Consider the following 23,179-nt stretch of genomic DNA (forward strand, 5'->3'; position numbering starts at 1 on the left):
GAGAAAAGCAGTGTTTTCAAAATGCTGGATGCGGGCACTTTGCCCCTGCGGCACTACAAGGCTTGGGAGTACCTTTTGCCGGGCGACGAAGTCGAAGTGAAGATGCCCGGCGTTGGCCTCCAGCTAGGGCTGGTTTTGGACGTCATGCCTGATGGCAGTGGCGTCTGGCTCTACGTCAATGACGTTGGAAAACGTCTCTTCGGTGTTGACGAAGATGTGGAAATTACGGTCATCAAGGGCGTTGAGCGCCCGGACATCACTTCGCCGCCGACGAACAGCGGAATCTGACTGGCATTAGTGGTTGCTATCAGTGCTCATAGCAACAACTAATGCCAGTCAGTTGGGAAAGCTACTCCGCGAACAGCGCCGCCAGGTCATCAGCCGTCAACGAGCCACCGGCCAGGGCATCGCCTTCCATCACATCCGCGAACAGCTGCGACTTCTTGGCCTTCAGCGCCATGACCTTCTCTTCGATGGTGTCCTTCGCAACCAACCGGTAGACCATCACGTTGCGGGCCTGCCCGATGCGGTGCGTCCGGTCCACAGCCTGCGCTTCGGAAGCCGGGTTCCACCATGGATCCAGCAAGAACACGTAATCCGCCTCAGTGAGGTTGAGTCCGAAGCCACCGGCCTTCAGCGAAATCAGGAACACCGGAGCGGCACCGTTCTTGAACTCGCTCACCACATCCCCGCGGTTGCGGGTGCTGCCATCGAGGTAGCAATACTCCACGCCTTCGGCATCCAAACGCTCCCGTACCTTGCCCAGGAATCCGGTGAACTGGCTGAAGATCAGGGCCCGGTGGCCCTCGGAAATGATGTCCTCAAGTTGCTCGAACAGCACATCGAGCTTGGACGACCGCACTCCTGACAACGACGAATCCACCAACGACGCGTCCAAACTCAGCTGCCGGAGCAACGTCAACGACTGGAAGATCGTGAAGCGGTTCTTGTTGACGTCGTCGATCAGTCCCAGGATCTTCTGCCGCTCGCGCTGCAAGTGCGTCTGGTAAACCTTCTGGTGCCGCGGGTTCAGGACCACTTCCAGGACCTGCTCCTGCTTCGGCGGAAGATCCTTGATGACCTGTTCTTTGGTACGGCGCATCATCAGCGGACGGACACGACGCCGGAGCTTGGCCAGCTGCGCCGAGTCACCGTTCTTCTCCACCGGCTTCTGGTAGTTTTCCGCGAACCGCTTGGGACTCGGGAACAGGCCAGGCGCCACGATCGACGTCAGTGCCCAGAACTCCATGAGGTTGTTCTCCAGCGGAGTACCCGTGATGGCCAGTTTGAACCGGGCCGGCAGCTTGCGCGCGCACTGGTAGGCCTTGGATTGATGGTTCTTCACGAACTGCGCCTCGTCCAGCATGAGCCCAGCCCACTGGAACGATGCGTAGGCATCGTAATCAATGCGGAACAGCGCATAGGACGTAATAACGACGTCGGCACCCGCCAACGCGTCGACAGGTGACAGCCCGCTTTTGGCAAAGGTTTCACCGACGGTCCGCACCACAAGCCCTGGAGCGAAGCGTTGCGCTTCCGCGGCCCAGTTGCTCACCACGCTGGTGGGCGCAACCACCAGGAACGGAGCGCGGGGTGTCAGCCCGGCCGAGGAATCGGGTGCCACACCAGCAGCCAACTCCTTGGCCGCACAGATCAGCGCGATCGCCTGCACAGTCTTGCCCAGGCCCATGTCATCGGCCAGCACGCCCCCCAGGCTGTGCTTGAACAGGAAGCTGAGCCAGTTGAAACCTTCAAGCTGATACGGACGCAGCTCGGCGTTAAGGCCTGCCGGCAGCGGCAGCCCGGTCACGCCGTCGTCGAGCAATCCGCCCACGGCCTCACGCCACGCGGCGGCCTGCTCGTCAACGATGCCGAGTTGCGCGAGCTCATCCCAGAGCCCGGCCTGGAATCGGCTGATCTGCAGAGTGCCGTCCTTGTTATCCGGGTTGTCCTGCAGGGATCTGGCTTCGTCGATCAGTGCGCGCAGCTGGTGCAGCTCAGGCAGGTCGAGGGAGAAGTAGGCGCCGCTGGGCAACAGCATGCGGCTCATGCCGGCAGCGAGGGCGGAGAACACGGCGGCGAACGAGACGGGCTCGCCTTCGAGGGTGATGACGATGCCGAGATCGAACCAGTCGCCGCTCGCCGTTTCCTTCGTGGAGATGGAGACGACGGGAGCTTCGGCGGCCTCGCGGTAATCAGCGATGTCGCCGGAGGTCTCTACGACGACGTCGGGCAGGTCCTTGAGTGTCGGCAGGATCTCCTCGGTGAAAGCCAGGGTGTCCAGACCGGAAAGCTCAGCCGAGGCCGCGAGCCGCGGAGCGCCCCAGCCGCCGGTAGCGGATTCCGCCAACGCCGGAACCACGTCCCACGGCCGACCGATCGAATCCAGGATCCGGGCTTCCTCGACGTCATCTCGGTAGCCGCGGTCATCCGGGTGCCGCCACAAGGGCTGCGCGGTGACCAACGTGCCGGACTTGTAGTGCCATTCCCAATGCAGGCGCACCTTGTGATCAGTGCCGTAGTTGGCGAGCAGAGAGAGCGTCGGGACCGCCAGAGTCGGCAGTTCCACGGATTCATCCGCTGCCTTGACGGGCGTGGACTGCCGCAGCTTCGGGTAGAACGAGGTCAGGAAGCGGCTCTCATCTTCGGCCGGAATCAGAAGCGTCTCGCCCTCAGTGACAAACTCGAGCAGTTCGTCAGTGATACCGCCCTCAATCGGGGCGAGCGTGATCAGGTTGTTCTGCTGCGGCACCCCGGGCAGGGCTTCGACGCCGGAATGCGTGAAGAAGATCCCGTACGCGGGCTTGCCCAGGAAGCCCACAGTTCCGGCATCAATCTGCTCACCGCCCACCGCAACCGACGGCGCAAGCTGCAGGCCGCCGTCGGGCGTTTTCTTCCCGTCTTCGGCGCCCTGCGCTTCAAGGCGCGCCAAACTGAGTCCGACGACGGCGGGTTGGGTCTCGACGTGGACGGGCTCGCTACCAGCGGCGTGAATCAGCGGAATGCCGGCTTTTGTAGCGTCGGCGAGAAGGGGCCAGAGGTTCTTGGCAGCGAAATCATTCAGGCTCAACCACATGGCGCCCGACGGTTGCTGGCGACCATTACTGGAACCATGGGCAGCGAGGAAAGTCTGAAGCCACTCGACGTGGGCCTCATTGAACTCGCGGCGGAAACTGATGTAGCTGAGGTTGTTCCAGGAGACGTCGCCGCGGATCCACTTGCCCTTGGCGCCCATCATCACGGGCCGTGCCTTGAGTTGCCGAACACTGCGCATGGGGTCGCGGCGGCCTGTGTAGGAGAAGTGGGCTGCCGGTTCCTCAACCTCGAACTGCAGGGCGAGTGGAATGCCGGCAGTGCTCGGCGCAGTGCCCGGCTTCGCGATGAGCCTGTTGAGGGCTTGCTCCCAAGCCGGCCGCGCCGAACCGCCCTGCTCGGAGGAACCAAGGCGCGAGGTCTGGATCCCGGGAGCCTGGGACAGGAGCTGGGCACGGATGGTGGGGTGGTCTTCAGCCGTGAAAAGCAAGGCGGCCACGTGCTTGCAGTCCTTGCGAACAGGGCAGCTGCAAATACCTACTGTGCAGCTCCAGCCGCTGGGCTTGCGAACCAGCTTTGCCGACGTCGAATATGGTTGCGGACCGGTGCCGCGGACCTTGCCAAGCAAGAGGCCGGTGGCCGAATCGAACGAAATTCCGCTCACGCGGCTGCCCATGGCATAGGCCAATCCGGCCGCCAAGGAGCGGTCGTTTATGGCAGGAGTCTGAATGGCCAGTTCCCAGGTTTCGTCTGTGTGGGACGGCATGCGTCGGGCTACTTTCGGCAGGAGGTTATCTGCAATCTTAGTCAGCAGAAAACGGCTCCCAAACTTCGCCCTCTGTTAACCTCTACCTCGATTGCCGCGCCGCTCCCGCGCGTACGTTGAAAGGGTCCGGAGCACCAACAGCTTTTAGCAGTGAGGATTTCCCATGACTACCAACGAATACCCCGTCGTCCTGAGCAAGACCAGCTTCGAAGCAGGCAATGCGGATGTTGTGGATTCCAACGTCAACGTCGTGAACCAGATGTATGCGGAGCTCCTCAACAGCGACGAAATCTCGACCCCTGCGCTCAACAGCTACTTTGTTGATTTCTACCTGACCCAGGCGTTGGCCGGGGGATTTGCCCAGTACGTGTTCACCGCCCCGGAACGTGAAGAGGTGGACGCCTACGTGCGTGCCGGTCTGGAAGGCATGGGCGCCACCCGGCACCTGGACCTGTTCAACCGCACCGCTGCAGCCTTTGATGCGTTGAGTGAGGACGACGCCGAGGCCTACCTCGACGGCGAGCTGGACGATTCCGAAGCGCCTCTCGAGGCAGTTGTTGTCCTGGATGAGCTCGACGGCGAGTTTGAAGCTTTGCTGGAGGAAGAGGACATCATCGACCTCAACGCCGCTTACCTCCGGAACCAGCCCGGGCTGTTGGTTCTCTCTGACGACGAGTTGGAAGCACACATTGCCAAGCGCGTTGCGCTGATTCCGGACCTTGCCGAGCGCCAGGCCGAAGCAGACGAAGAGGCCCTGGCAAACGCTCCTGAGTTTGAGGTCATCATCCGGGAACTGTGTGATGTGGCCGGCTACGCCCTGCAGAAGATCACCATGGGAGACCCCAACTACGAGCACGACGGCGTGAAGACCCTCGCCTGGCACTTCTCCACCGACCACGGTGACTACATCATGGTGGAGGACGACGAGGAAGCCTTCATGATCCACCCGGAGACCAAGGAAATCATCGCGGCCGTGGAGTTCGAAGAGTCTGACGAGCTCGCGGACGCGTAGCCTTCTCCAGGGCTGGACGGCAGGCAACCTTTGCGGGCTGGACCCCGCTGTTCGGGTGCCTGCCGTCCAGCCCTCGCCACGACTTCGCCGGACAACTGCGACAGTCCGGGGAACCTTCCCGCGAGTTCGCACTGTTTCCGCGGTTTCGCTGGTCGGATGTCCACATAGGCGGGCCATCCCCTTACGTCACTCAAGGCGCCGCGGCCATCCTGAACCGATGGAAATAGAATCCAACGCACCCGCACCCATGTCCGTCCGCGCCTTGCCTGAGCGTGGTTACATGTGGCGGACCGACGAATTGCTTCGCTTTGGGCACAGCAGCCGAAGCATCAAGGCATTGGTAGATGCCGGCCAACTGCACCGAATGAGGTATGGCTGCTACATAAGGTCCAGTACGTGGCAAGCGCAGGGTCCTCGGAGGCAGGCCATGGAGCGGATCATCGCACACGCCCATGGCACACTCACCACGTCTACGGGTGGCTTCGTCTACAGCCACCTTTCGGCTGCACGACTTCACGGTCTTTTCGTGTGGGGTGTGGACGACAAAGTCCACATCCTGCACCCCTCCAGGCCTTCGTCGGATCGGTGGGGCATGGACGTTCGGGGACACACGGGAATCTGCGATGAAGACGACGTCGCCACAGTTAGGGGACTACGGGCGACAACGCTGGAGCGCACCATAGCCGACTGTGCCATGATGCTCAGCTACCCCAAAGCACTGGTGATCATGGACCACGGCCTGCGGCTGGGTGCCGACGCCACCCTGTTGGCCCGCATGGCAGCCGCATCCGCGGGAAAACGAGGTGTCCGAACCCTTCGGAAAGCTCTGGACAACGCGGACCCCAGCTCTGAGTCCGCCGGGGAAACGATGACCCGCAACCTCATACAAAGGCTGCGAATCAAGCCTCCACAGCCACAGTTCGAGGTCCAGTCCCGCGTGGGTCTCTATCGCATGGACTTCGCATGGAAGGAGGAAAAGCTGGCACTGGAATTCGATGGACGGACCAAGTACTTCGACTTCAAACCCACCGACGAGGTCATCTTTGAAGAACGGCGCCGGGAGAAAGCCCTCATCGAGGAAGGCTGGCGGTTCATCAGGATCGAATGGAAGGACCTCTTTCAAGAGCGCGCGTTCAAAGAGCGCATCCTTCGAGCGTTGCGGGCTTCACCGACGCAGGGCTGAGTTCGCGGGAACCCGTCACACTCGTAGGGAAACTTCCCTACGAAATGGCGGGATTCCCGCGAACCCGGTGAACGAGCCCGAAAATGAAGCCGTCAGTAGCCGGCTGCAGCCCCCTTGATCATCTCGCCGCTGGGGCTGACCAGGTACCAGACGTTCATCACGCCCTGGCCGTTGACATCGCCCGGAGCCTTGTCCTTGGCGTAGTAGTACAGCGGCATGCCGTTGAGGGTGACCTGCTTCTTCCCGTCAGGGGTCGCTATGGTTCCCACGGTGCCGCTGACGCCGTCAACGGTTGGCTTGTCCGACGTCGTCGTGAAAACGGGCCAAGCCGTGAGGCAGGCGCCGGTGCATGCGCTGGTTCCTGAGTCCTTGACGTCCTTGGTGAAGAAGTACAGGCTCACGCCCTTGCTGTCCACAACGATCTGCCCGGCGCTGGATGACGCTACTTTCATCTCTGCGCCCGCCGCCGCCGGGCTGGACATGGCATCCGTGCTTGGCGACATAGACGTAGGGGCCGTAGAGGAAGTGGCGGCCGTGGGCGCGGCAGAGGACGAGGTGCTTGTCCCGGGGCTTCCGGCGCAACCGGCAAGAGCCACGGCGAAAACCACGGCGCCGAGTCCAACGCTGAGTCTATTTCTCATGTTTAGCTCCTTTGACGGGCCGGCCGGGATGGGTCGGCGCTAACCCCTACGACGCCCGCAGGGGAAGAATGGTTCAAGCAACTGAACCTTTTCCCCGCGCGTGGCGTCGTATGGGGGTAGGGCAGGGTAGGGCAGCGGGAAACACAGCGAAGGAGGTGGCTATGCCGTTGGACGAGGACGTCGTTGCGGCAATCTACCGCGATCACGGCGTGGCCCTGAAACGCTTTGTGCTCAGCTGCACCTCGGACACTCACCAGGCCGACGACGTCGTGCAGGAGACCATCCTCAAGGTGTGGCAGCACGCGCCACAGATTACGGGCAGTCTGCGCAGCTACCTCTTCCGGACTGCCCGCAACGTCATCATCGACAACTATCGGAAGTCCCAGCGTCGCCCTCTCGAGGCTGGCGAGCACGACCTTCCGGACCATGTTGCGACGGAGCGCGTTGATGAGCTACTGAATCGCGTCCTCATGGAAGAGGCGCTCCTGCGGCTCAGCCACGAACACCGCGAGGTCCTTGTTGCCCTGCACTACCAGCGGTTCACCGTCAGTGAGGCAGCACTGCAGCTGAACATCCCTGCCGGCACTGTGAAATCCCGGGCTTTCTATGCTGTGAAAGCCCTCCGAACGATCCTTGATGAAATGGGGGTGGAACGATGAACGGCAATCCCGTCCACCAATTGCTGGGGGCCTACCTGCTGGGCGGACTCGACCCCGAGGAGGCTCGCACCTTTGAAGAGCACCTCACCGGATGTGCTGCGTGCCGGCGCGAACTTGAGGAGTTGGAAAGCCTCCCCGCGCTGCTCGACGCTGTTCCTGCCTCCGACGCCGTCGCTCTCACCACGACGGGTACCGCCGGTGCCCTGGCACCATTGGAACCGGGCCGGGAAGCACTGCCGCAGAAGATCCTGGTTGACCTTTCGGCTCGTAGGAAGAAATCACGACGCCGGTGGGCGGGTTTGGTGGGGGCAGTCGCCGCGGCGTGCCTGGCACTTGGATTCCTTGCCGGTCCACTCTTGAACCAGCCACCGAAACCCGATGCCAGCTACTCGGTACAGGCTGAAACAGGCCTGCAGCTGACAGTGGGCATGGTGAAGAAGGCCTGGGGCACGGAGCTTGAGGTGGAGGGCAAGAGCATGCCGCTCGAAGGAACTCTCTACTTATGGGTGAAGGGCAGGGATGGAGCGGAAGAGCGTACCTGCGGCTGGACGGCGACGCCGAGTGGTCGCATCAAGATCACTGGCGCTACGCCCGTGCAGCTTGGCGGCATAGCCGGTGTGGAGCTCCGGGACGAGGATGAAAAGACAGTGGCGTCGATTTCAGTCCCGTAGGTTTGCCCGCAGCTCTGCTACGAGGGCCGGGTCCTCGCATGCCCGGGCGAAGGCCTCAATCCGCCGTTCAATCTCGCGGCCCAACAGCCAGCTCCCGATCTTCTCTGCCAAAGGCTTTAGGGCAGCCGGGCGGCAGGAAAAGGTGTACTTCCAGACTGCACGAGTGCCGCCGTCGTCGGGGGTGAACCGCCAGCCACCGCCGAAGTTGTCGAAGAACCAAGGCCCGGACACCATGGTCATTCCTACATTGCGGGGCGGGGTGTAGGAGACGTACTCACTGACCATCTTCAGCCCCATTCTGGAGACGGTTCGTGTACGTACCCCCTTGCCGGCCGCCTTGGCCCCGTCCACGAAGCTTTGCGCCGAAATGAACGGATCCCATCTGAGCCTGAATTCGCCAGTGGTCTGGGAAAGCGCGAAGGCTGTCTCGGCATCCAGGCGTATAAAACGTTCAGCGCGAACCTGCGGCATTCAGGACCCCTGCCCGGAACCGAGCACCAAGAGCACCATGAAGGCAACACCAAAAACGTTGATCGCCATGATCGCCAGGCCGATGATTCCGGTAACGCGTCCAGCATTCATACGCCCCGCACGGAAGACGGCAACAAGCCCACAGACGATCGCCACGATGGACAAGAGAACTGCAAGCGCGGCAAAGGCCAATGCGCCAATCCACCAAGCATCATTTCCCTGGTTGTATCGGCTGATCTGGGACGCGACTGCCGCAACGCCCAGGGGAATGCTGACCACCGCGGCCACTGGCGAAAGCACAGCCGAAACAATACTCGTGATGCCCGCGCCCAACCCGGGTGTTCTGGACCGATGCTGGTACTCGACCGGTGGCTGGTAGCTCATGATTCCCCCCAAAGTCCGTGCGCTAGATCTTGCGATACGTGAGGTCGAAAATCATTCGGCCAGCCTCGTGGGCCTTGTTTTCAAAGCTCGTGCGGATACGGCCCTCGAACCTGGGAGCCCAGCCGCCTTCCTCGTCCACGCCCTCGTTCGGACCCGTGTGCTCGGTGCTGACAGGTGCGCGCCCTTCCCGCACCGGCGCCCCTCCCACAACAGACTCGACGCCGGATTGCCACACTTGCGTCAGCGGGCTCTCCTCGCCGCTGCGCTCGCCTTCGTGCATGTTTTCAAATTCCGTCGAGCCTGCCAGGACCTCGCGGACGTGCACTGCGTAATTGGACCAATCGGTGGCAATCCGCCAGTAGCCACCCTTTTCCAGGGCCTTGGCAGCTACGGAAGCGAAAGCCGGCTGGATCAGGCGGCGCTTATGGTGGCGTGCCTTGTGCCATGGATCGGGGAAGAATACCCAGAGCTCACTGACTGAGCCCGCCGGAAGCATCGACTCCAAAACCTCGGGTGCGTTGGCTTCCACCACCCGAACGTTGGTCAGGCCACGGCTGTTGATCTTGATGATGGTGTTGGCCAGGCCGGGCGTGTAAACCTCGACGGCCAAAAAGTCCTTGTCCGGATTCTGTTCGGCGGCATGGACCACGGCGTCACCCAAACCCGAACCGATCTCGACGATCAGGGGAGCTTTGCGCCCAAACACGGCCTCGGCGTCAAAGGTGTAATCGGGGTGCACCGAAGTGTTGGCCACGTGACGCGGGACCTGGACGGCCCAACGCTCGGCGTGCTCCTCCCACGCGGCCTGCCTGCGGCCCTGCAAACGGGTGCCGCGGCGCACGAAACTGACCGGACGGCCACCGTACGTTCCGAAGGAAGCCTGGCTGCCGGGCGTTACTGGTCGCGGGGAATCTGGGGTTTCACTCATCCATTCCAGAATACTTTGGTTCGACCAGATGCTTGGCGGGACCTGTCTTCGGCGGGCTCCGGCTTCAAAAGAGAATCATGAAGCGTCGCGTTTCCATGAGCCATGCCACCACTATCAAACTCTTTACTACGACGATGCCCAAGCCCACACCTCCGATAATCCATGCCTTGCTGCGGCGTCCCCCGGGACCGCGGTTCCGGGCCAGCCACAGAGACACTGCGCTCAGCACCAGGGCACCCATAGTGCAAACGGTGGGGAGGCTCCAAAGTACGAGAGGAGCGACCCACCACCGGGGACCGGATGACGTTGGTGACCGCGTGGCCATGGCGGCGAACAGTCCAAGGGGGAGGGTTATGAACAGGAAAAACGGTGCCGCAAGGCCAACCACCACGCTGGAGATCGCTACGTTCAACCCCGGGGGCTGTACGGGAGGCACGAGCACGTAGCCAAGCGGAGGTTCGCTTTCAGCGTTTGACGGTGGAGGAAAGTGTTCAGGGAGTGTGTGCATGACTTCAACGCTATGGACGTCGATGCCGCACAGACAGAGGTAATCCGGCTTATGTGGACAACCTTGCCGCGCTTCAAGTCGCGGTCACATCACGCCCTTGAGCAGTAGATCGGACACGGCTGACAGAATAGGACGCGTGACCTCCTCGAACAGGCCCGGCGTCGCAGATGCAAGCGGCCCGGCAGAACCGATCCGCTATCAGGCCCTTCGCCCTGAGATCGCTGTGGATGCCGAGATCGACGACATCCCGGCGGCGGCCCCCACCCAGCTGCGCTCGCAACGAGGCCTGATCTACCTCGGCATCTGTCTGGTCCTGATCGGCCTGAACCTCCGGACGGTCTTTTCGAGCTTCTCGGCCGTCCTTCCGGAAATAACGTCCGACGCCGGGCTGCCGGGCTGGGCTGTGGTGGTCCTGACCACCGTTCCCGTGACATTGCTGGGCGTTTTCGCACCTCTTGCCCCGGTACTGGCGAGACGATTCGGGGCAGAGCGGGTACTGCTCGGAGCGATGGCTGTCCTCACGGCCGGACTCCTGCTCAGGCCAACGGAGGTCCCCGGAGCAGGGCACCTTCCAACACTCCTCGCCGGCACGGCAGCTTGTGGAGCGGCCATCGCTCTCTGCAACGTCCTCCTGCCGGGCGTCGTCAAGAGAGACTTCCCGCATAGGCTCGGGTTGATGGGCGGCCTGTACACCACGGCGATCTGCGCATCCGCAGCGCTCGGTGCAGGCTTCACGTATCCGGTTTTTGCGGCAACCGGCCAGTGGACTTCGGCGCTGTGGTCATGGGCGGTGCCTGCCGGCGTCGTGCTTTTGCTCTTCCTTCCACTGGCCGTCCGCCAGCATCCCGTGCGGCACCAGGCGGTCCGCGGCGGCGTGAACGTGTGGCGATCCGCGGTGGCCTGGCAGGTCACGCTGTTCATGGTGCTGCAGGCCATGATGTCGTTCAGTGTGTTTGCGTGGCTTGCGCCGATCCTGAGGGACCGGGGCATCGAGGGTGGGACGGCTGGCCTGATCGTGTCGGTGTCGATCGTGCTTCAGATGCTCGGTTCACTCTTTGCCCCTGCCTTGGCCACGCGATTCAAGGACCAAAGGATGATCAACACCGTGGTGGCCCTGATGACCGGCGGCGGTTTCGCCCTCAGCATCTTCGGGCCCACTGAGCTGATCTGGATCTGGACGGGGCTGCTGGGCCTTGGCCAGGGATCGCTCACCGCTGTGGCCCTCACCATGATCATGGTCCGCACCCGAGATGCCCACACAGCCGCCCACCTGTCCGGGATGATGCAGGGTGTCGGCTACGGAGTGGGCTCGGTGGGAACGTTGCTCGTGGGACAACTCCACCAAGCCACGGGTGGATTCACCGCCGCGGGCGTCCTGTTCCTGGTGGTCGGAGCGCTGGCGGCGTTCTTCGGCTACCGCGCGGGCCGCAACAAGTTCGTTTAAGCGCGTTGTGAGGCCCGCTCTACGCCCCAAAGTACGAACTTAGGGCACAGAGCGGGCCTCACAACGAGCTAGGCCGTCAGGTCCTTGCCCTTGGTCTCGGGGATCGAGAAGGCGAAGGCGATGCCGATCACCAACAGGATTACTGCGTACACGTTGAACAGGTAGCCCTGGCCAATGCTGCCGAGCCAGGTCTGCAGGTACGGAGCCGTGCCACCGAAGGCCGCGACGCAGATGGAGTACGGCACGCCTACACCCACAGTGCGAATGTGCGTCGGGAAGAGTTCGGCGTAGACGGCCGGGACAATCGATGCGCTACCAGCGATGAAGAACAGCATCACGGACATGGACACAGCCAGCTGCCACGGGGAGTCCTTCAGCAGCCACGTCATGGGGAAGTGCATGACCATGGCACCGATGGAGGAACCGATGAGCACCGGCTTGCGGCCGATCCGGTCGGACAGCTTGCCCCAGAAGGGGAGTGCGGCAATGAACACGACGTTGGCGATCACGCCGGCCCAAAGGGCAGCGCCCCGGTCCATCTTCAGCGTGGTGGCTGCGTAGCTCGGTGCCACGACACCCCAGATGTAGTAGACCACCGTGAGGCCAACGGTCAGGCCGATAACCTGCAGCGCCTGCTTGCGGTACTTGACGATCTGTGGCCACATCGGCAGGCGCTTTTCCTTGGGCGTCTCAGCCTCGAATGCGTGGGTTTCCTTCATCTTGGCCCGCATGAACAGCGCGTAGATGCCCAGTGCGCCACCGATGAGGAACGGAATACGCCAACCCCAGGCGCTCATGTCGTCCTTGGACAGGACAGCAGTGAGGATCGCGCCGAGCAGTGTTCCGGCGAGAATGCCGGCGGTGCCGGACGTGTAGATGAGCGTCGCCCAGAAACCGCGCTTTTCCTTGGGTGCCATCTCGGACAGGTACGTCTGCGACGACGGCAGCTCACCACCGTGGGCGAGGCCCTGGATGAGCCGGGCGAGCAGGAGCATCACGGATGCGAACGCGCCAACAGCCTGGAACGTCGGAGCGATGCCGATGAGGAGGCTACCGAGAGCTCCGAGGGCAACGGCTACCGTCATGGAGGTCTTGCGGCCAATGCGGTCGCCGATCCAGCCGAACACGAAACCGCCGAAGGGCCGAGCAACAAACCCGACGGCGAAGATCGCCAAGGTGGACAGCACGGCGGACGTAGGGTCGGCCTGGCTGAACAAAGCACTCGCGATGAACGGCGAGAACGTGGCGTAGATGGCCCAGTCGTACCATTCCACGGCGTTGCCGATGCCGGTTCCGACGAGCGTGCGCAGGTGGGACTTGTGGACCTTGACTTCGGTGGACGTTCCAACGGTGGCGGTCATGTGTTTCTCCAAGGTGGGGTAGGGCTGGGAGTTAGTTGGCGGCGAGGGCCGCGATGCGGGATACCGCGAGCTCTGCATACAGGGCAGCGCCGTCGGTGAGGACGCCGTCGTCGAACGTTGCGTAAGGCGAGTGGTTGAAGGGCGACGTCGCGTGGTCGGTGCCGGGGGCAACGGCACTGAGCCCTACGAATGTTCCCGGGACCTCGGCCAGCACCCGGGAGAAGTCCTCGGAACCACTCAGTGGAGTTGCCATCCGGGTCAGCCGGGACTCGCCGAACATGCCGGCGATGACCTTCTCCGCCGTGGTGGTTTCGTCCTCGTCGTTGATGGTGAGGGGGTATTCCTGCTGGTAGTCCACATCAACCTCCAGGCCGTGGGCTGCGGCGATGCCTTGGAGCAGCTTGGGTACTACATCCATCATCTTCTGCCGTGACTCTTCGGAGAAGGTCCTGATGGTGGCTTCGATGCGGGCAGTTTCAGGGATGACATTCCGCTTGGTACCTGCGTGCAGGACGCCAACGGTGAGGACAACGGGATCGAACATGTTGAACTGGCGCGTGATCATGACCTGAAGGGCGGTGACCATTTCCGCGGCTGCGGTCACGGGGTCCTTGGCTGAATGTGGGGCGGAGCCATGCCCGCCGGCACCGAGCACGGTCACTACGAGCCCGTCGGAGGAACTGAGCATCACGCCGTTCTTGGTGACGAACTGGCCGTGGGGTTCCAGCGAGGAGAAGACGTGCATGCCGTAAGCCGTATCTGCCCGTCGCCCGGCAGCATCCAGGACGCCTTCGTTGATCATGTAGCTGGCGCCGTCGAAGCCTTCCTCGCCGGGCTGGAACATGAGTAGGACGTCGCCGGCCAGCTTGTCGCGACGCTCAGCCAGGAGGGTGGCGGCTCCGGCGAGCATGGAGGTGTGGAGGTCGTGTCCGCAGGCGTGCATCGCTCCGTCTATACGGGACGTGTAATCCACGCCGGTTGTTTCCTGGACGGGAAGGCCGTCCATGTCTGCCCGCAATAACACCACCGGCTTGTCAGCCGAAGCGTAAGCTGCACCACCGCGAAGAACCGCGGTGACCGACGTCGTGTCCTTGCCCAGTGTGATCTCATACGGGAGTCCGTCCAGCGCCTTGAGCACCTTTTCCTGGGTGCGGGGGAGCTGCAGGCCGATCTCCGGTTCGCGGTGGAGGTCGTGGCGGAGGCGGACGATGTCGTGCTGCAGTTCCTTGGCGTCAGCGGCGATGGTCATGTGTTCTCCTGCTCTTGCTGGGTTATGGGTTCTTCTTGCAATTCTGTGGTGACTTGACTCACAATCCTAAAAACATCTGTAAAAATGCATGGAAACCCCAAAAACGCAGGATTCATGCACGGTTGAAGGAGAATGTACGCATGGAACTCAGCGAAGAGGATCTGCGCCTCATCAATGCCCTGCAGATTTCTCCTCGTATCAGCTGGTCCGATGCCGGCGAGGTCTTGGGCGTCCACGCCACAACCTTGGCCGCGCGCTGGGACCGCCTCAAGGCTGCCGGTGCGGCCTGGACTACGGCCCATCTCATGGGTGACCCGAAAAACATGTGCCTTGCCATGGTGGACATCGACTGCGAGATGGACCTCCGGCCGCAAGTCACGGCGGCCTTGGCAGAGCTCCCCGAGGTCATCACCATCGAAGAAGCGGCCAGCAACCGCGACCTGACACTCACCGTCATCACCCAGGACCTCGATCAGTTCAGCACCAGCCTGCTGCCGCGGCTCAAAGAAGTCCGCGGACTTACCAAGTACCACACCTCGCTCTGCACCCGGATCCACACCAGCGGCTACGCATGGCGGCTGAATGTGCTCACCAAGGGGGAACAGCAGGCGCTTCGGGCAATGGCCGGGCCCGAATCGGCCAACCCGTCTGCTCCCGACGCCATCGTCGTGCCGCTACCCGAGAGCCATCTGGCGCTGATCCCGCTCCTATCCCGGGATGGCCGGGCTTCTGCTGCTGAGATAGCCCGGGCTTTGGGGCGGCATCCCGCCACGGCGCAGCGTCAGTTGGGGCGGGTGCTGAACAGCAGAATGTTGTCTTTCCGCTGCGAGATAGCCCAAAAATTCTCCGGTTTTCCCATCACCGTCCAGTGGTTTGCGAACGTTCCGGCGGGCCAGCACGAAGCCGCCGCCACGGAACTGCGTTCCGTCAGGAATGTCAGGTTTTCAGCGTCCACCACCGGCCGTACCAACTTCACCATGATCATGTGGTTGCGGTCGCTGGCCGAGATCATGGAAATGGAACTCGCCATCCAGCAGCGGATCCCGGGCATCGAGCTCGTGGAGAGCGTAGTTATGTTGAATACGGCCAAACGGGTTGGCTGGATGCTGAACCCGGATTCAACGGCCACAGGAACCGTGGTGGCACCGTATGGGGAGTTGCTGCCGGAAACAGCGTAAGTTTCTTGCTTGAGCTCACGACGACGGCGAGTCCGGCCTGGGTGCCGGTTCCCGCCAGTATCAGGGGTGCTTCGTGGCCCGTAGGACCGTGTCCAAAACGGTAGCCGTCCCGCCCTCTGGACCGGTGATGGTGCGTTCCCGCGAAGTCAGGACGTTGACGAACCACGGCTCGCGGTCCAGGCGGAGCGATCCAGCCAACTGTTCCGGCGAGAAGAACATGCCCGTTTCACGGTGGTGGCTCCACGGAGCGAGCCCATGAGGGTGATGTCCTACCACCAGCAACGTGCCGCCCGGCGCTACTGCGGCTGCCGCTGAAGCTACGGAGTCGCGCCACGGCAGGAGGGGGCTGTGGAGGAACTGTGCTGAAACGAGGTCAAAGATGGGTTCCGGCTGCCAATCGGCCAGATCCTGTTGCTGCCAGGTAATCCGGTCAGCGTGACCGGATTCCTCTGCATGGGCTGCCGCACGTTCAAGCGCGACCGCCGAAACATCCATGCCGGTGACCATCCAGCCCTGCCCGGCGAGCCAGATGGCGTCTGCACCTTCGCCGCAGCCAAGGTCCAAGGCCGTTCCCGCGTGGAGCCCGGCCACTTCGGCGACCAACTGTGGATTCGGGTTTCCGCTCCATACTTTTGGACGCTCCTTGTACATGCCGTCCCACATGTCGGCGGCGTTGTCGGCGTCTTCGTGAAGGTTGAGCCCGCCATGCCTCGGCCCGCTGTGGTCAGTGTCTTGATGGGTGGCCTGGTGAGTGTTGCCAGAGGTGCCATTCGTGGCGTGGGGAGTGCCGCCGTCGTGAGTGTGTTCAGCCATAAGCCAAGCGTGCCGTGAGCAGGCTACTAAAGGCAACGCCCGTTGCTGCTTCGGCAAAACACACATACGAACAAAATGATCTGGTTTTTCCATTTGATGGTGACTAGCGTTTGAGCCAAGCGCCGGACACAAGTCATTGGCGCATGAAACGGGGGATTCATGATGTTCCGGACGCTTACGTTCACTGCGCGTGCTGCCGTTGTGGCTTTGGCGGCGGCCTTTACGCTCATGGCTTCAGGGCTACCGGCCCGGGCCAATCCGCTAAAGCCCGACGCCGTCGCGGGAGCCATCGCGCCAACCATCAGTGCGCCAACTATCACCGCACCTATGGCGACTTTCGGGACGCCGTACAGGATCGAGGTTCCGAGCCCACACTTTGCTGAGGCGAGTCCGGACGGCCGCAAGCTGTTCACAGTGTCCGCATCCGGGGCTTTCGCCTCGATCGACGTGGCCACCAGTACTGTGACTGCGAGCATTGATGTTCGTGATGTTACTGCCATGAAGGTCAGCCCGGACGGCGGCAAGGTTTACCTGGCCACAAGCGAGTTCCAGGAACACTTCCTCACGGTCGTGGACACCGCCGCCATAACGGTCGTGGACATACCGGTGGACGGCCCGGTCTTCAGCCTCGCATTTACCCCTGACGCGTCCAGCGTTTACGCGGCTGTGTACGGAACGCCGGCGGACACGGGCTCGACGCCGGGATCCGTTGCAGTCATCGATGTGGCGGCGGCGTCCGTGGTTTCCTCCATTCCCGTTGGTCGCGAGCCAACGCAGATTCTTGTGACGCCGGATGGGGCCAAGGTGTTCGCACTGAATCTCCTGGACCAATCGTTGTCCGCCATTGAGACGTCTACCAACACCGTGACCAGCACCATTCCGCTCGGCGGGACGTCAACCGGAGGGTCCATGTCCCCGGACGGATCCAAGCTGTATTACCCCAAGCTCGAAGGCGGCATCGCCATCGCAGGCGTCGCCACGGACACCGTGATCGGGGAAGTCATGACCGAATCCGTGGCCACTGCGCCAAGCTTCACTCCGGACGGATCCCGGGCATTCGTCGTGGACCAGAGTCCGAATGACAATTACGTTGCTGAAGTCGATCTGCAGGGGAATTCGCTGACACGGGTCAGTCTCGGTGAGGGCCCAGTCATGAACATGGGGCACTTCACGGTCCAGGTCAGTCCCGACGGTGCGCGGCTTTATGTGCTGGGCCACGACATCAACGTTCTCAGCCTGCCGACGCTCAAACCAGCAGGGGTCATCCTGTTGGAAGATGGGTTGCTTCCCCGTCAGCTGGTCATGCTCCCGGACGGATCCATGGCGTACGTCGTTCCGGGCAACCAGGGCGATTACGTCATGGCTGTTAGTACGGCGGATCCGGAGAATGTGTGGAAGGACTACAACTCCGATGGCACCACGGATGTTCTGGCGAGGGACTCCGCCGGCGGGCTCTGGCTGTATCCCGGAAATGGCAACAGTGGCTGGCTGCCCCGCTCACAGGTTGGCTCCGGTTGGAACATCATGAACCTGTTGATGGCGTCAGGCGACTTTGACGGTGACCGCAAACCGGACGTCCTGGCACGCGACGAGGCTGGTGATTTGTGGCTGTATCCGGGCGACGGCAATTCTGGTTGGCTGCCCCGCTCCAAAGTCGGCGTCGGCTGGAACGCGATGACCGCCGTCGTGGCCCCAGGTGATTTTGATGACGATGGCAAAGCCGATGTCCTGGCCCGGGATAGTTCCGGTGACCTCTGGCTATACCCGGGGAACGGCTCAGGCGATTGGCTTCCCAGATCGAAGGTGGGCACGGGCTGGAACGTAATGACCGCCATCATGGGCCCCGGGAACCTGCGGAATCCGGGGCGCGACATCCTTGCCCGCGACACCTGGGGCACGCTGTTTCTTTACGAGCCCGACGGTTCGGGCGGTTGGTTTCCACCCTTGCTGGTTGGCATCGAGTGGAACGTCATGTCTGCAATCGTCACCCCGGGCGACTTCGACAGCGACGACGTGCCGGACATCCTGGCCCGCGACGCCAGCGGCACCCTGTGGCTTTACCCAGGACAGGGCTTCGGCGGATACTCGCCGCGGGTACAGGTGGGAGTGGGCTGGAATGTCATGACTGCGATCATCTAACTATCCGGGCTGGTTCCAGCGCTGTGCTCCCGCGCCGGTGGCCCCCAGTTCGTCGGCTGGATTCTGAAGCGTGCATGATTTCAGGCTCAGGCAACCACAGCCGATGCAACCATCCAGATCGTTCCGCAGGTGTTGCAGGGCCGCGATCCGTTCGTCGAGTTCCTTGCGCCACCGCGACGACAACCGTGTCCAGTCCCGCTTGGTGGGAGTCCGTCCGTCCGGCAGGGAGTCCAGCGCCTCCCGGATGTCCTTCAGAGGAAGGCCAACCCTTTGCGATGTTTTTATGAAAGCGACGCGCCGCAGCATTTCGCGCCGATACCGCCGCTGGTTGCCAGCCGTGCGTTCAGCCGTGATGAGCCCATTGCGTTCGTAGAAGTGAAGGGCCGACGCCGATACTCCGCTGCGCTCGGAAAGCTCACCGATGCTCAGGGGCCGGTGGGCGCTGCCTGGAACTTGTGGCATGGCTGGTCCTCCGGTGGTGGGCGTGGTGGATTGACCTCAACATTAGTTGAGGTTCTAGGGTAACGTCCATGACCTCTGATACTTCAACGGCCGGGATACTCCGCCGTCCATATCTGCTGGCCACCGTTGGTGCGTGTGCGCTCGTTTTCCTCAGCGCCTTCGAGTCCCTGGCGGTAACCACCATCATGCCGCTCGTCAGCCGGGACCTGGACGGAGCCACCCTTTACGCGCTGGCCTTCGCCGGTCCGTTGGCGACTGGTGTGATGGGCATGGTTGGGGCAGGTAATTGGTCCGATCGTCGTGGTCCTGCAGCGCCGCTGTATGCATCGGTGGCGCTGTTCGTTGCTGGGCTGCTGATCGCAGGAACAGCCGGGAGCATGGAGGTCCTGGTGCTCGGCCGGCTCGTGCAGGGACTTGGTGGCGGTGCCATGACCGTTGCCCTGTACGTCTTGGTGGCACGCGTTTACCCGCCGACTCTGCATCCGAAAATCTTCGCCGCGTTTGCCGCTTCCTGGGTGATCCCTTCACTCGTGGGCCCGTTCGCCGCGGGCATCGTGGCACAGCTCAGCAGTTGGCACTGGGTGTTCCTGGGCGTGGTGGGGCTGGTTGTTCCCGCACTGTTGATGGTGGTGCCGGCTGTGCGAGGGATGGACTCGGAGCCCGTCACCGAAACCGTTCCGTGGGCCTTCGGACGCATGGGGTGGGCGGCGCTGGCTGCCCTGACCGTCCTCGCGCTGAACTTGTCAGCAGAGGTGCCGGGCGTGGGCGGGGTGATTGCCGTCGTCGCACTTGTCCTTGCCGTGGTGGCGGTCAGGCCGTTGGTCCCGCGCGGAACACTGGTTGCCCGCCGAGGACTTCCCAGCGTGATCCTCACCCGCGGTCTGGCGTCGGCGGCGTTTTTCGGCGCGGAGGTCTACCTGCCGTACCTGCTGACCGAACAGTACGCCTTCACGCCGACGTTTGCCGGGCTCACGCTAACCGGCGCCGCGCTCGCATGGGCGGGAGCATCCGCTTTGCAGGGCCGGTTGGGTTCGAAGCTGGCCGATGCCCTCTCCGTGAAAATTGGTGCCGCGCTGGTGCTGGTGGCAATCGTGCTGGCGCTGGTGACTGCGGCATTGGCACTGCCGGCAGCCATTGCTATTGGCGGTTGGATCCTCGCCGGCGGGGGCATGGGGCTCATGTACCCACGGCTGAGCGTCATGACGTTGGCCCTCTCGACTCCCGATAACCAAGGCTTCAACAGTGCAGCAATGTCCATCTCCGACTCCCTGGGCGGGGCGCTCGCCCTCGCCGCCACGGGACTCGTCTTTGCCGCATTTACGTCGACGAACCCGTTTGCGGGGGTCTTCGCATTGACGGCGGTGATCGCCGTCGTCGGGGTCGTCATAGCGCCACGGGTCGCCAGCCGGGCGGGCGCTTCCGAAACTCACGACGCCCAGCCAGAGGCCTCGCTCCATAAGTAGCCCGACGCCAGGTTGTGGTGCCGGCCGACTGCGGCGGCCCGTTCCACTTGTGGGGCCTGCTCTGCGCGCTATTTGGGCCCGGAAGCACGCAATCCGGGCCCCGCAACGCAGGCCTGCACCAGCCCGATGCAGGGCTGGACGCCGAACACTGTTAGAATGGGAACACTTGATGTGCGGTGACGCCCTGAAGCAGGTGGCCCAAAAGGCCACGTGACGGGGCATTTTTCATGTGAGAGGCACATCCTGCGTCGATGAACGCTTCCATTTGGTCCCGGCCAACGCTCCAGTAGCGAACCGGTAGACCACCTGACTTTTCCTCGGCGAACCCCTGGCCCAACCGGCGTCGGGGGCCGATGTCCGCAACTGGACACCGCCCGAAAGACATAAGTACATGACTACTTTTGCTGCCCTTGGCACGCCCAAGGCTATTGCTGATTCCCTCGCCGCAGACGGCATCGAAGAGGCATTCCCCATCCAGGTGAAGACCCTCCCGGATACGCTCGCAGGCCGCGACGTCCTGGGCCGAGGCCGCACCGGCTCCGGCAAGACCATCGCTTTCGCCATCCCTCTTGTGGCCCGCTTGGCCGAGCGTGAAGCCAAGCACTTCCGCAAGCCGGGCCGCCCCATGGGCCTCGTCCTTGCTCCGACGCGTGAACTTGCAACCCAGATCAACGCCACGATCGAGCCGCTGGCCAAGGCCATGGGCCTGAACACCACGGTGATCTACGGCGGCATTTCCCAGGCACGCCAGGAAAAGGCGTTGCGCGCCGGCGTCGACATCGTCATCGCCTGCCCGGGCCGCCTCGAAGACCTGATCCGTCAGCGCATCCTGACCCTCGAAGCGGTTGAGGTCACTGTGTTGGACGAGGCAGATCACATGGCTGACCTCGGCTTCCTTCCGGTAGTCAAGAAGCTCATGGACATGACTCCCACGCAGGGTCAGCGACTGCTCTTCTCCGCGACGTTGGACAACGGTGTTGACAAGCTGGTCAACCGTTACCTCTCCAACCCGCTGACGCACTCCGTGGATGACCCGCAGGCTGCCGTCACCACCATGGAACACCACGTCCTGGTAGTTAACGATCAGACCGTCAAGAAGCAGCTCATCGTCGAACTGGCCTCCGGCGCTGGCCGCCGCGTCCTCTTCATGCGGACCAAGCACCACGCCCGTAAGCTTGCCAAGACCCTCACAGACGCCGGCATCCCCGCGGTCGACCTTCACGGCAACCTGTCGCAGAACGCCCGCGACCGCAACTTGGCCGAGTTCTCCAACGGTGACGTTCGCGTCCTGGTGGCCACCGACGTCGCAGCCCGCGGCGTGCACGTTGACGACGTCGAACTCGTCATCCACGTTGATCCGCCCACAGAGCACAAGGCGTACCTCCACCGCTCAGGCCGCACGGCCCGGGCCGGTTCCGATGGCACCGTTGTAACGCTGACGCTCCCGGAGCAGCAGAGCGACGTCAAGAAGCTCATGAAGGCAGCCGGCGTCGACGTATCGTTCGAGCGCGTCACTGCCAACTCGCCGTTGGTCGCCGAGCTCGTGGGCGACATCGCTGACAAGGTTGATCCCCGCACCCGTGCAGCCCTCCTGGCGGCGAAAGCCCCGCAGGGCGGCGGCACGTCCACTGGCGCCAACGCCCAGCGCAAGCGCGCACGCCGTACCGGCGGCCAGGCTGCACCCACCGCGGGTGGCCGTGGCGGTCGCGGCGGACGCGGCAAGGTGGCAGCTGAGCCGGTTCGCACCGACATCAACCGCGCCGATCGTCGCGCAGCAATGAACGACGACGTCGCCCGCAGCCCACGTGGTCGCGGCAAGGCTGGTGCCACTCACCGCAACGACGTTCCCGGCTCGCAGGGTCAGGGCGGCCGCAGTGGTCGTCCAGCTTCGGGCCAGCGTGCTGCTACCGGTGGCCAGCGCTCAGCTTCGGCCCCGCGCACGGCATCCACCACGAGCACCCGTACTGGCGGAAACAAGGCTGTTTGGTCCTCGGCAACGGGCGCTACATCCGGCGGATCCTACGGTTCGGGTGCCTCCGGCAACTCAGCTCGCGGGGGCTCCGGCGCCGGTCGTCCGGCGCGCAGTGGCCCGCGCCGTGCATCGGCACCGGCGTCGAACGATCGTCGCGGCCGCTAACGCGCGGTCCGGCGGGGATCACCAGCCTCGGGCGCGCCACTCGTCAAGGTGTGGCCGCTCGGCTCCGAGCGTCGTGGGCAACCCATGGCCCGGGTGCACCACAGTCTCGTCCGGATAAACGTCGAACAGCCGCTCTTTCACGTCGTTCAACAGTGAAGCGAAACGTGAAGGATCGCCCTGTGTTTTGCCGACGCCTCCGGGAAACAACGAGTCCCCACTGAAAATGTGGGCGGGCCCATCCGGATCCTGGTAAACGAAAGCAATCGAGCCAGGGGTGTGTCCGCGCAAGTGGACCGACGTGATCTCGAAGTCACCGAAGCGCTCGACGTCGCCGTGACCAAGCCGGACATCCACAGGAACGGGCAGCGCATCGGCGTCGTCCGCTCCTGCAGAGGTGCTGGCGCCGGTAGCTGACACCAGCTCGCCCAAGGCGCGGATGTGGTCCCAGTGCTGGTGGGTGGTGGCGATTCGGACGAGCTTCGGCACTTCGGAAGTATCCGTTTCGCTGTCCTTCAGGAGTTGCTGAATGGCTGGAAGGTCGTCGGCGGCGTCGATCAACAGCTGCACGCCTGTGGACTTCGAGGTCAACAGGTACACGTTGTTGTTCATCTCGCTGACGGAGATGCTCCGGATGGTGACGTCACGCGATGAGTGAATGAGCGAATCCATCGGCTCAG

At 63.0% G+C, this 23,179-nt stretch carries 21 protein-coding genes; 10 read left to right on the forward strand and 11 right to left on the reverse strand.

Annotation, left to right across the window (positions count from 1 at the left end; all coding sequences use genetic code 11):
* Positions 1-21: 21 nt before the first annotated feature.
* Positions 22-288: a hypothetical protein gene (locus ACFX4T_RS19875; RefSeq protein ID WP_377653574.1), complete on the forward strand. Its 267-nt coding sequence runs from the start codon at positions 22-24 to the stop codon at positions 286-288.
* A 61-nt stretch (positions 289-349) separates the two neighbouring features.
* Here ACFX4T_RS19875 and ACFX4T_RS19880 read toward each other — a convergent pair whose 3' ends face one another.
* Entirely contained in the window at positions 350-3,799 is a 3,450-nt protein-coding gene (locus tag ACFX4T_RS19880; protein WP_377653576.1) for an SNF2-related protein, read from the reverse strand.
* Between the two features lie 163 nt (positions 3,800-3,962).
* Here ACFX4T_RS19880 and ACFX4T_RS19885 point away from each other — a divergent pair, with 163 nt between their 5' ends.
* Positions 3,963-4,811: a hypothetical protein gene (locus tag ACFX4T_RS19885; RefSeq protein ID WP_377653578.1), complete on the forward strand. Its 849-nt coding sequence runs from the start codon at positions 3,963-3,965 to the stop codon at positions 4,809-4,811.
* Positions 4,812-5,028: 217 nt separating this feature from the next.
* Positions 5,029-5,994, forward strand: coding sequence for a hypothetical protein (locus tag ACFX4T_RS19890; RefSeq protein ID WP_377653580.1), 966 nt, complete (start codon positions 5,029-5,031; stop codon positions 5,992-5,994).
* Positions 5,995-6,086: 92 nt separating this feature from the next.
* Here the strand turns inward: ACFX4T_RS19890 and ACFX4T_RS19895 are convergent, their stop codons facing one another.
* Positions 6,087-6,635, reverse strand: a complete 549-nt coding sequence (locus ACFX4T_RS19895; protein ID WP_377653582.1) for a hypothetical protein — start codon at positions 6,633-6,635, stop codon at positions 6,087-6,089.
* Between the two features lie 161 nt (positions 6,636-6,796).
* Between ACFX4T_RS19895 and ACFX4T_RS19900 the strand changes: the two genes are divergently transcribed.
* Both ACFX4T_RS19900 and ACFX4T_RS19905 read left to right on the forward strand, forming a co-directional pair.
* Entirely contained in the window at positions 6,797-7,294 is a 498-nt protein-coding gene (locus ACFX4T_RS19900) for a sigma-70 family RNA polymerase sigma factor (RefSeq protein WP_216927490.1), read from the forward strand.
* A complete protein-coding gene (locus ACFX4T_RS19905) occupies positions 7,291-7,965 on the forward strand; it encodes an anti-sigma factor family protein (protein WP_377653584.1) in 675 nt (224 codons plus the stop codon). The genes ACFX4T_RS19900 and ACFX4T_RS19905 overlap by 4 nt, the downstream gene beginning before the upstream one ends.
* Here ACFX4T_RS19905 and ACFX4T_RS19910 read toward each other — a convergent pair.
* From ACFX4T_RS19910 to ACFX4T_RS19925, 4 genes are all read right to left on the reverse strand, one after another.
* Entirely contained in the window at positions 7,954-8,436 is a 483-nt protein-coding gene (locus ACFX4T_RS19910; protein ID WP_377653586.1) for a type II toxin-antitoxin system RatA family toxin, read from the reverse strand. The two genes, ACFX4T_RS19905 and ACFX4T_RS19910, sit on opposite strands and share 12 nt — an antisense overlap.
* Positions 8,437-8,820, reverse strand: coding sequence for a hypothetical protein (locus ACFX4T_RS19915; protein WP_216927496.1), 384 nt, complete (start codon positions 8,818-8,820; stop codon positions 8,437-8,439).
* A gap of 22 nt (positions 8,821-8,842) precedes the next feature.
* Positions 8,843-9,748 carry a tRNA (guanosine(46)-N7)-methyltransferase TrmB gene (gene trmB / locus ACFX4T_RS19920; protein WP_223946999.1) on the reverse strand — a complete coding sequence of 302 codons (906 nt, stop codon included), beginning with the start codon at positions 9,746-9,748 and terminating at the stop codon, positions 8,843-8,845.
* Between the two features lie 64 nt (positions 9,749-9,812).
* Positions 9,813-10,256, reverse strand: coding sequence for a hypothetical protein (locus ACFX4T_RS19925; RefSeq protein ID WP_377653589.1), 444 nt, complete (start codon positions 10,254-10,256; stop codon positions 9,813-9,815).
* A 136-nt stretch (positions 10,257-10,392) separates the two neighbouring features.
* On the opposite strand from ACFX4T_RS19925, the gene ACFX4T_RS19930 reads away from it, so the two are divergent.
* Entirely contained in the window at positions 10,393-11,700 is a 1,308-nt protein-coding gene (locus ACFX4T_RS19930; RefSeq protein WP_377653591.1) for an MFS transporter, read from the forward strand.
* 68 nt (positions 11,701-11,768) lie between these two features.
* On the opposite strand, the gene ACFX4T_RS19935 is transcribed toward ACFX4T_RS19930, so the two are convergent.
* Positions 11,769-13,061, reverse strand: coding sequence for an MFS transporter (locus ACFX4T_RS19935; protein ID WP_377653593.1), 1,293 nt, complete (start codon positions 13,059-13,061; stop codon positions 11,769-11,771).
* Between the two features lie 31 nt (positions 13,062-13,092).
* Complete coding sequence (locus ACFX4T_RS19940; RefSeq protein ID WP_377653595.1) at positions 13,093-14,310, reverse strand: M20 family metallopeptidase; 1,218 nt, start codon at positions 14,308-14,310, stop codon at positions 13,093-13,095.
* Between the two features lie 140 nt (positions 14,311-14,450).
* Here ACFX4T_RS19940 and ACFX4T_RS19945 point away from each other — a divergent pair, with 140 nt between their 5' ends.
* Positions 14,451-15,488: an Lrp/AsnC family transcriptional regulator gene (locus ACFX4T_RS19945; RefSeq protein ID WP_216927505.1), complete on the forward strand. Its 1,038-nt coding sequence runs from the start codon at positions 14,451-14,453 to the stop codon at positions 15,486-15,488.
* A 60-nt stretch (positions 15,489-15,548) separates the two neighbouring features.
* Here ACFX4T_RS19945 and ACFX4T_RS19950 read toward each other — a convergent pair whose 3' ends face one another.
* On the reverse strand, positions 15,549-16,301 hold the full coding sequence (locus ACFX4T_RS19950) for an SAM-dependent methyltransferase (protein WP_377653597.1): 753 nt from the start codon (positions 16,299-16,301) through the stop codon (positions 15,549-15,551).
* Between the two features lie 159 nt (positions 16,302-16,460).
* On the opposite strand from ACFX4T_RS19950, the gene ACFX4T_RS19955 reads away from it, so the two are divergent.
* Positions 16,461-18,440 (forward strand): FG-GAP-like repeat-containing protein, encoded by a 1,980-nt coding sequence (locus ACFX4T_RS19955; protein ID WP_377653599.1) that lies wholly within the window; start codon positions 16,461-16,463, stop codon positions 18,438-18,440.
* Here ACFX4T_RS19955 and soxR read toward each other — a convergent pair whose 3' ends face one another.
* On the reverse strand, positions 18,441-18,902 hold the full coding sequence (gene soxR / locus ACFX4T_RS19960) for a redox-sensitive transcriptional activator SoxR (RefSeq protein WP_377653601.1): 462 nt from the start codon (positions 18,900-18,902) through the stop codon (positions 18,441-18,443).
* Positions 18,903-18,970: 68 nt separating this feature from the next.
* Between soxR and ACFX4T_RS19965 the strand changes: the two genes are divergently transcribed.
* Positions 18,971-20,365: an MFS transporter gene (locus ACFX4T_RS19965; protein WP_377653603.1), complete on the forward strand. Its 1,395-nt coding sequence runs from the start codon at positions 18,971-18,973 to the stop codon at positions 20,363-20,365.
* Positions 20,366-20,756: 391 nt separating this feature from the next.
* Positions 20,757-22,502: a DEAD/DEAH box helicase gene (locus tag ACFX4T_RS19970; RefSeq protein ID WP_377653605.1), complete on the forward strand. Its 1,746-nt coding sequence runs from the start codon at positions 20,757-20,759 to the stop codon at positions 22,500-22,502.
* Between the two features lie 18 nt (positions 22,503-22,520).
* Here ACFX4T_RS19970 and ACFX4T_RS19975 read toward each other — a convergent pair whose 3' ends face one another.
* Positions 22,521-23,171, reverse strand: coding sequence for an MBL fold metallo-hydrolase (locus ACFX4T_RS19975; protein ID WP_377653607.1), 651 nt, complete (start codon positions 23,169-23,171; stop codon positions 22,521-22,523).
* Positions 23,172-23,179: the final 8 nt, after the last annotated feature.

It is taken from the genome of Paenarthrobacter sp. YIM B13468 (genome assembly GCF_042788025.1).
GTDB classification, from domain to species: domain Bacteria; phylum Actinomycetota; class Actinomycetes; order Actinomycetales; family Micrococcaceae; genus Arthrobacter; species Arthrobacter aromaticivorans.

Bases quoted from the DNA above. Each gene is read 5' to 3' on its own strand.
- ACFX4T_RS19875 (WP_377653574.1), top strand. From the start codon at position 22: ATGCTGGATGCGGGCACTTTGCCCCTGCGGCACTACAAGGCTTGGGAG.
- ACFX4T_RS19880 (WP_377653576.1), bottom strand. From the start codon at position 3,799: ATGCCGTCCCACACAGACGAAACCTGGGAACTGGCCATTCAGACTCCT.
- ACFX4T_RS19885 (WP_377653578.1), top strand. From the start codon at position 3,963: ATGACTACCAACGAATACCCCGTCGTCCTGAGCAAGACCAGCTTCGAA.
- ACFX4T_RS19890 (WP_377653580.1), top strand. From the start codon at position 5,029: ATGGAAATAGAATCCAACGCACCCGCACCCATGTCCGTCCGCGCCTTG.
- ACFX4T_RS19895 (WP_377653582.1), bottom strand. From the start codon at position 6,635: ATGAGAAATAGACTCAGCGTTGGACTCGGCGCCGTGGTTTTCGCCGTG.
- ACFX4T_RS19900 (WP_216927490.1), top strand. From the start codon at position 6,797: ATGCCGTTGGACGAGGACGTCGTTGCGGCAATCTACCGCGATCACGGC.
- ACFX4T_RS19905 (WP_377653584.1), top strand. From the start codon at position 7,291: ATGAACGGCAATCCCGTCCACCAATTGCTGGGGGCCTACCTGCTGGGC.
- ACFX4T_RS19910 (WP_377653586.1), bottom strand. From the start codon at position 8,436: ATGCCGCAGGTTCGCGCTGAACGTTTTATACGCCTGGATGCCGAGACA.
- ACFX4T_RS19915 (WP_216927496.1), bottom strand. From the start codon at position 8,820: ATGAGCTACCAGCCACCGGTCGAGTACCAGCATCGGTCCAGAACACCC.
- trmB (WP_223946999.1), bottom strand. From the start codon at position 9,748: ATGAGTGAAACCCCAGATTCCCCGCGACCAGTAACGCCCGGCAGCCAG.
- ACFX4T_RS19925 (WP_377653589.1), bottom strand. From the start codon at position 10,256: ATGCACACACTCCCTGAACACTTTCCTCCACCGTCAAACGCTGAAAGC.
- ACFX4T_RS19935 (WP_377653593.1), bottom strand. From the start codon at position 13,061: ATGACCGCCACCGTTGGAACGTCCACCGAAGTCAAGGTCCACAAGTCC.
- ACFX4T_RS19940 (WP_377653595.1), bottom strand. From the start codon at position 14,310: ATGACCATCGCCGCTGACGCCAAGGAACTGCAGCACGACATCGTCCGC.
- ACFX4T_RS19945 (WP_216927505.1), top strand. From the start codon at position 14,451: ATGGAACTCAGCGAAGAGGATCTGCGCCTCATCAATGCCCTGCAGATT.
- ACFX4T_RS19950 (WP_377653597.1), bottom strand. From the start codon at position 16,301: ATGGCTGAACACACTCACGACGGCGGCACTCCCCACGCCACGAATGGC.
- ACFX4T_RS19955 (WP_377653599.1), top strand. From the start codon at position 16,461: ATGATGTTCCGGACGCTTACGTTCACTGCGCGTGCTGCCGTTGTGGCT.
- soxR (WP_377653601.1), bottom strand. From the start codon at position 18,902: ATGCCACAAGTTCCAGGCAGCGCCCACCGGCCCCTGAGCATCGGTGAG.
- ACFX4T_RS19965 (WP_377653603.1), top strand. From the start codon at position 18,971: ATGACCTCTGATACTTCAACGGCCGGGATACTCCGCCGTCCATATCTG.
- ACFX4T_RS19970 (WP_377653605.1), top strand. From the start codon at position 20,757: ATGACTACTTTTGCTGCCCTTGGCACGCCCAAGGCTATTGCTGATTCC.
- ACFX4T_RS19975 (WP_377653607.1), bottom strand. From the start codon at position 23,171: ATGGATTCGCTCATTCACTCATCGCGTGACGTCACCATCCGGAGCATC.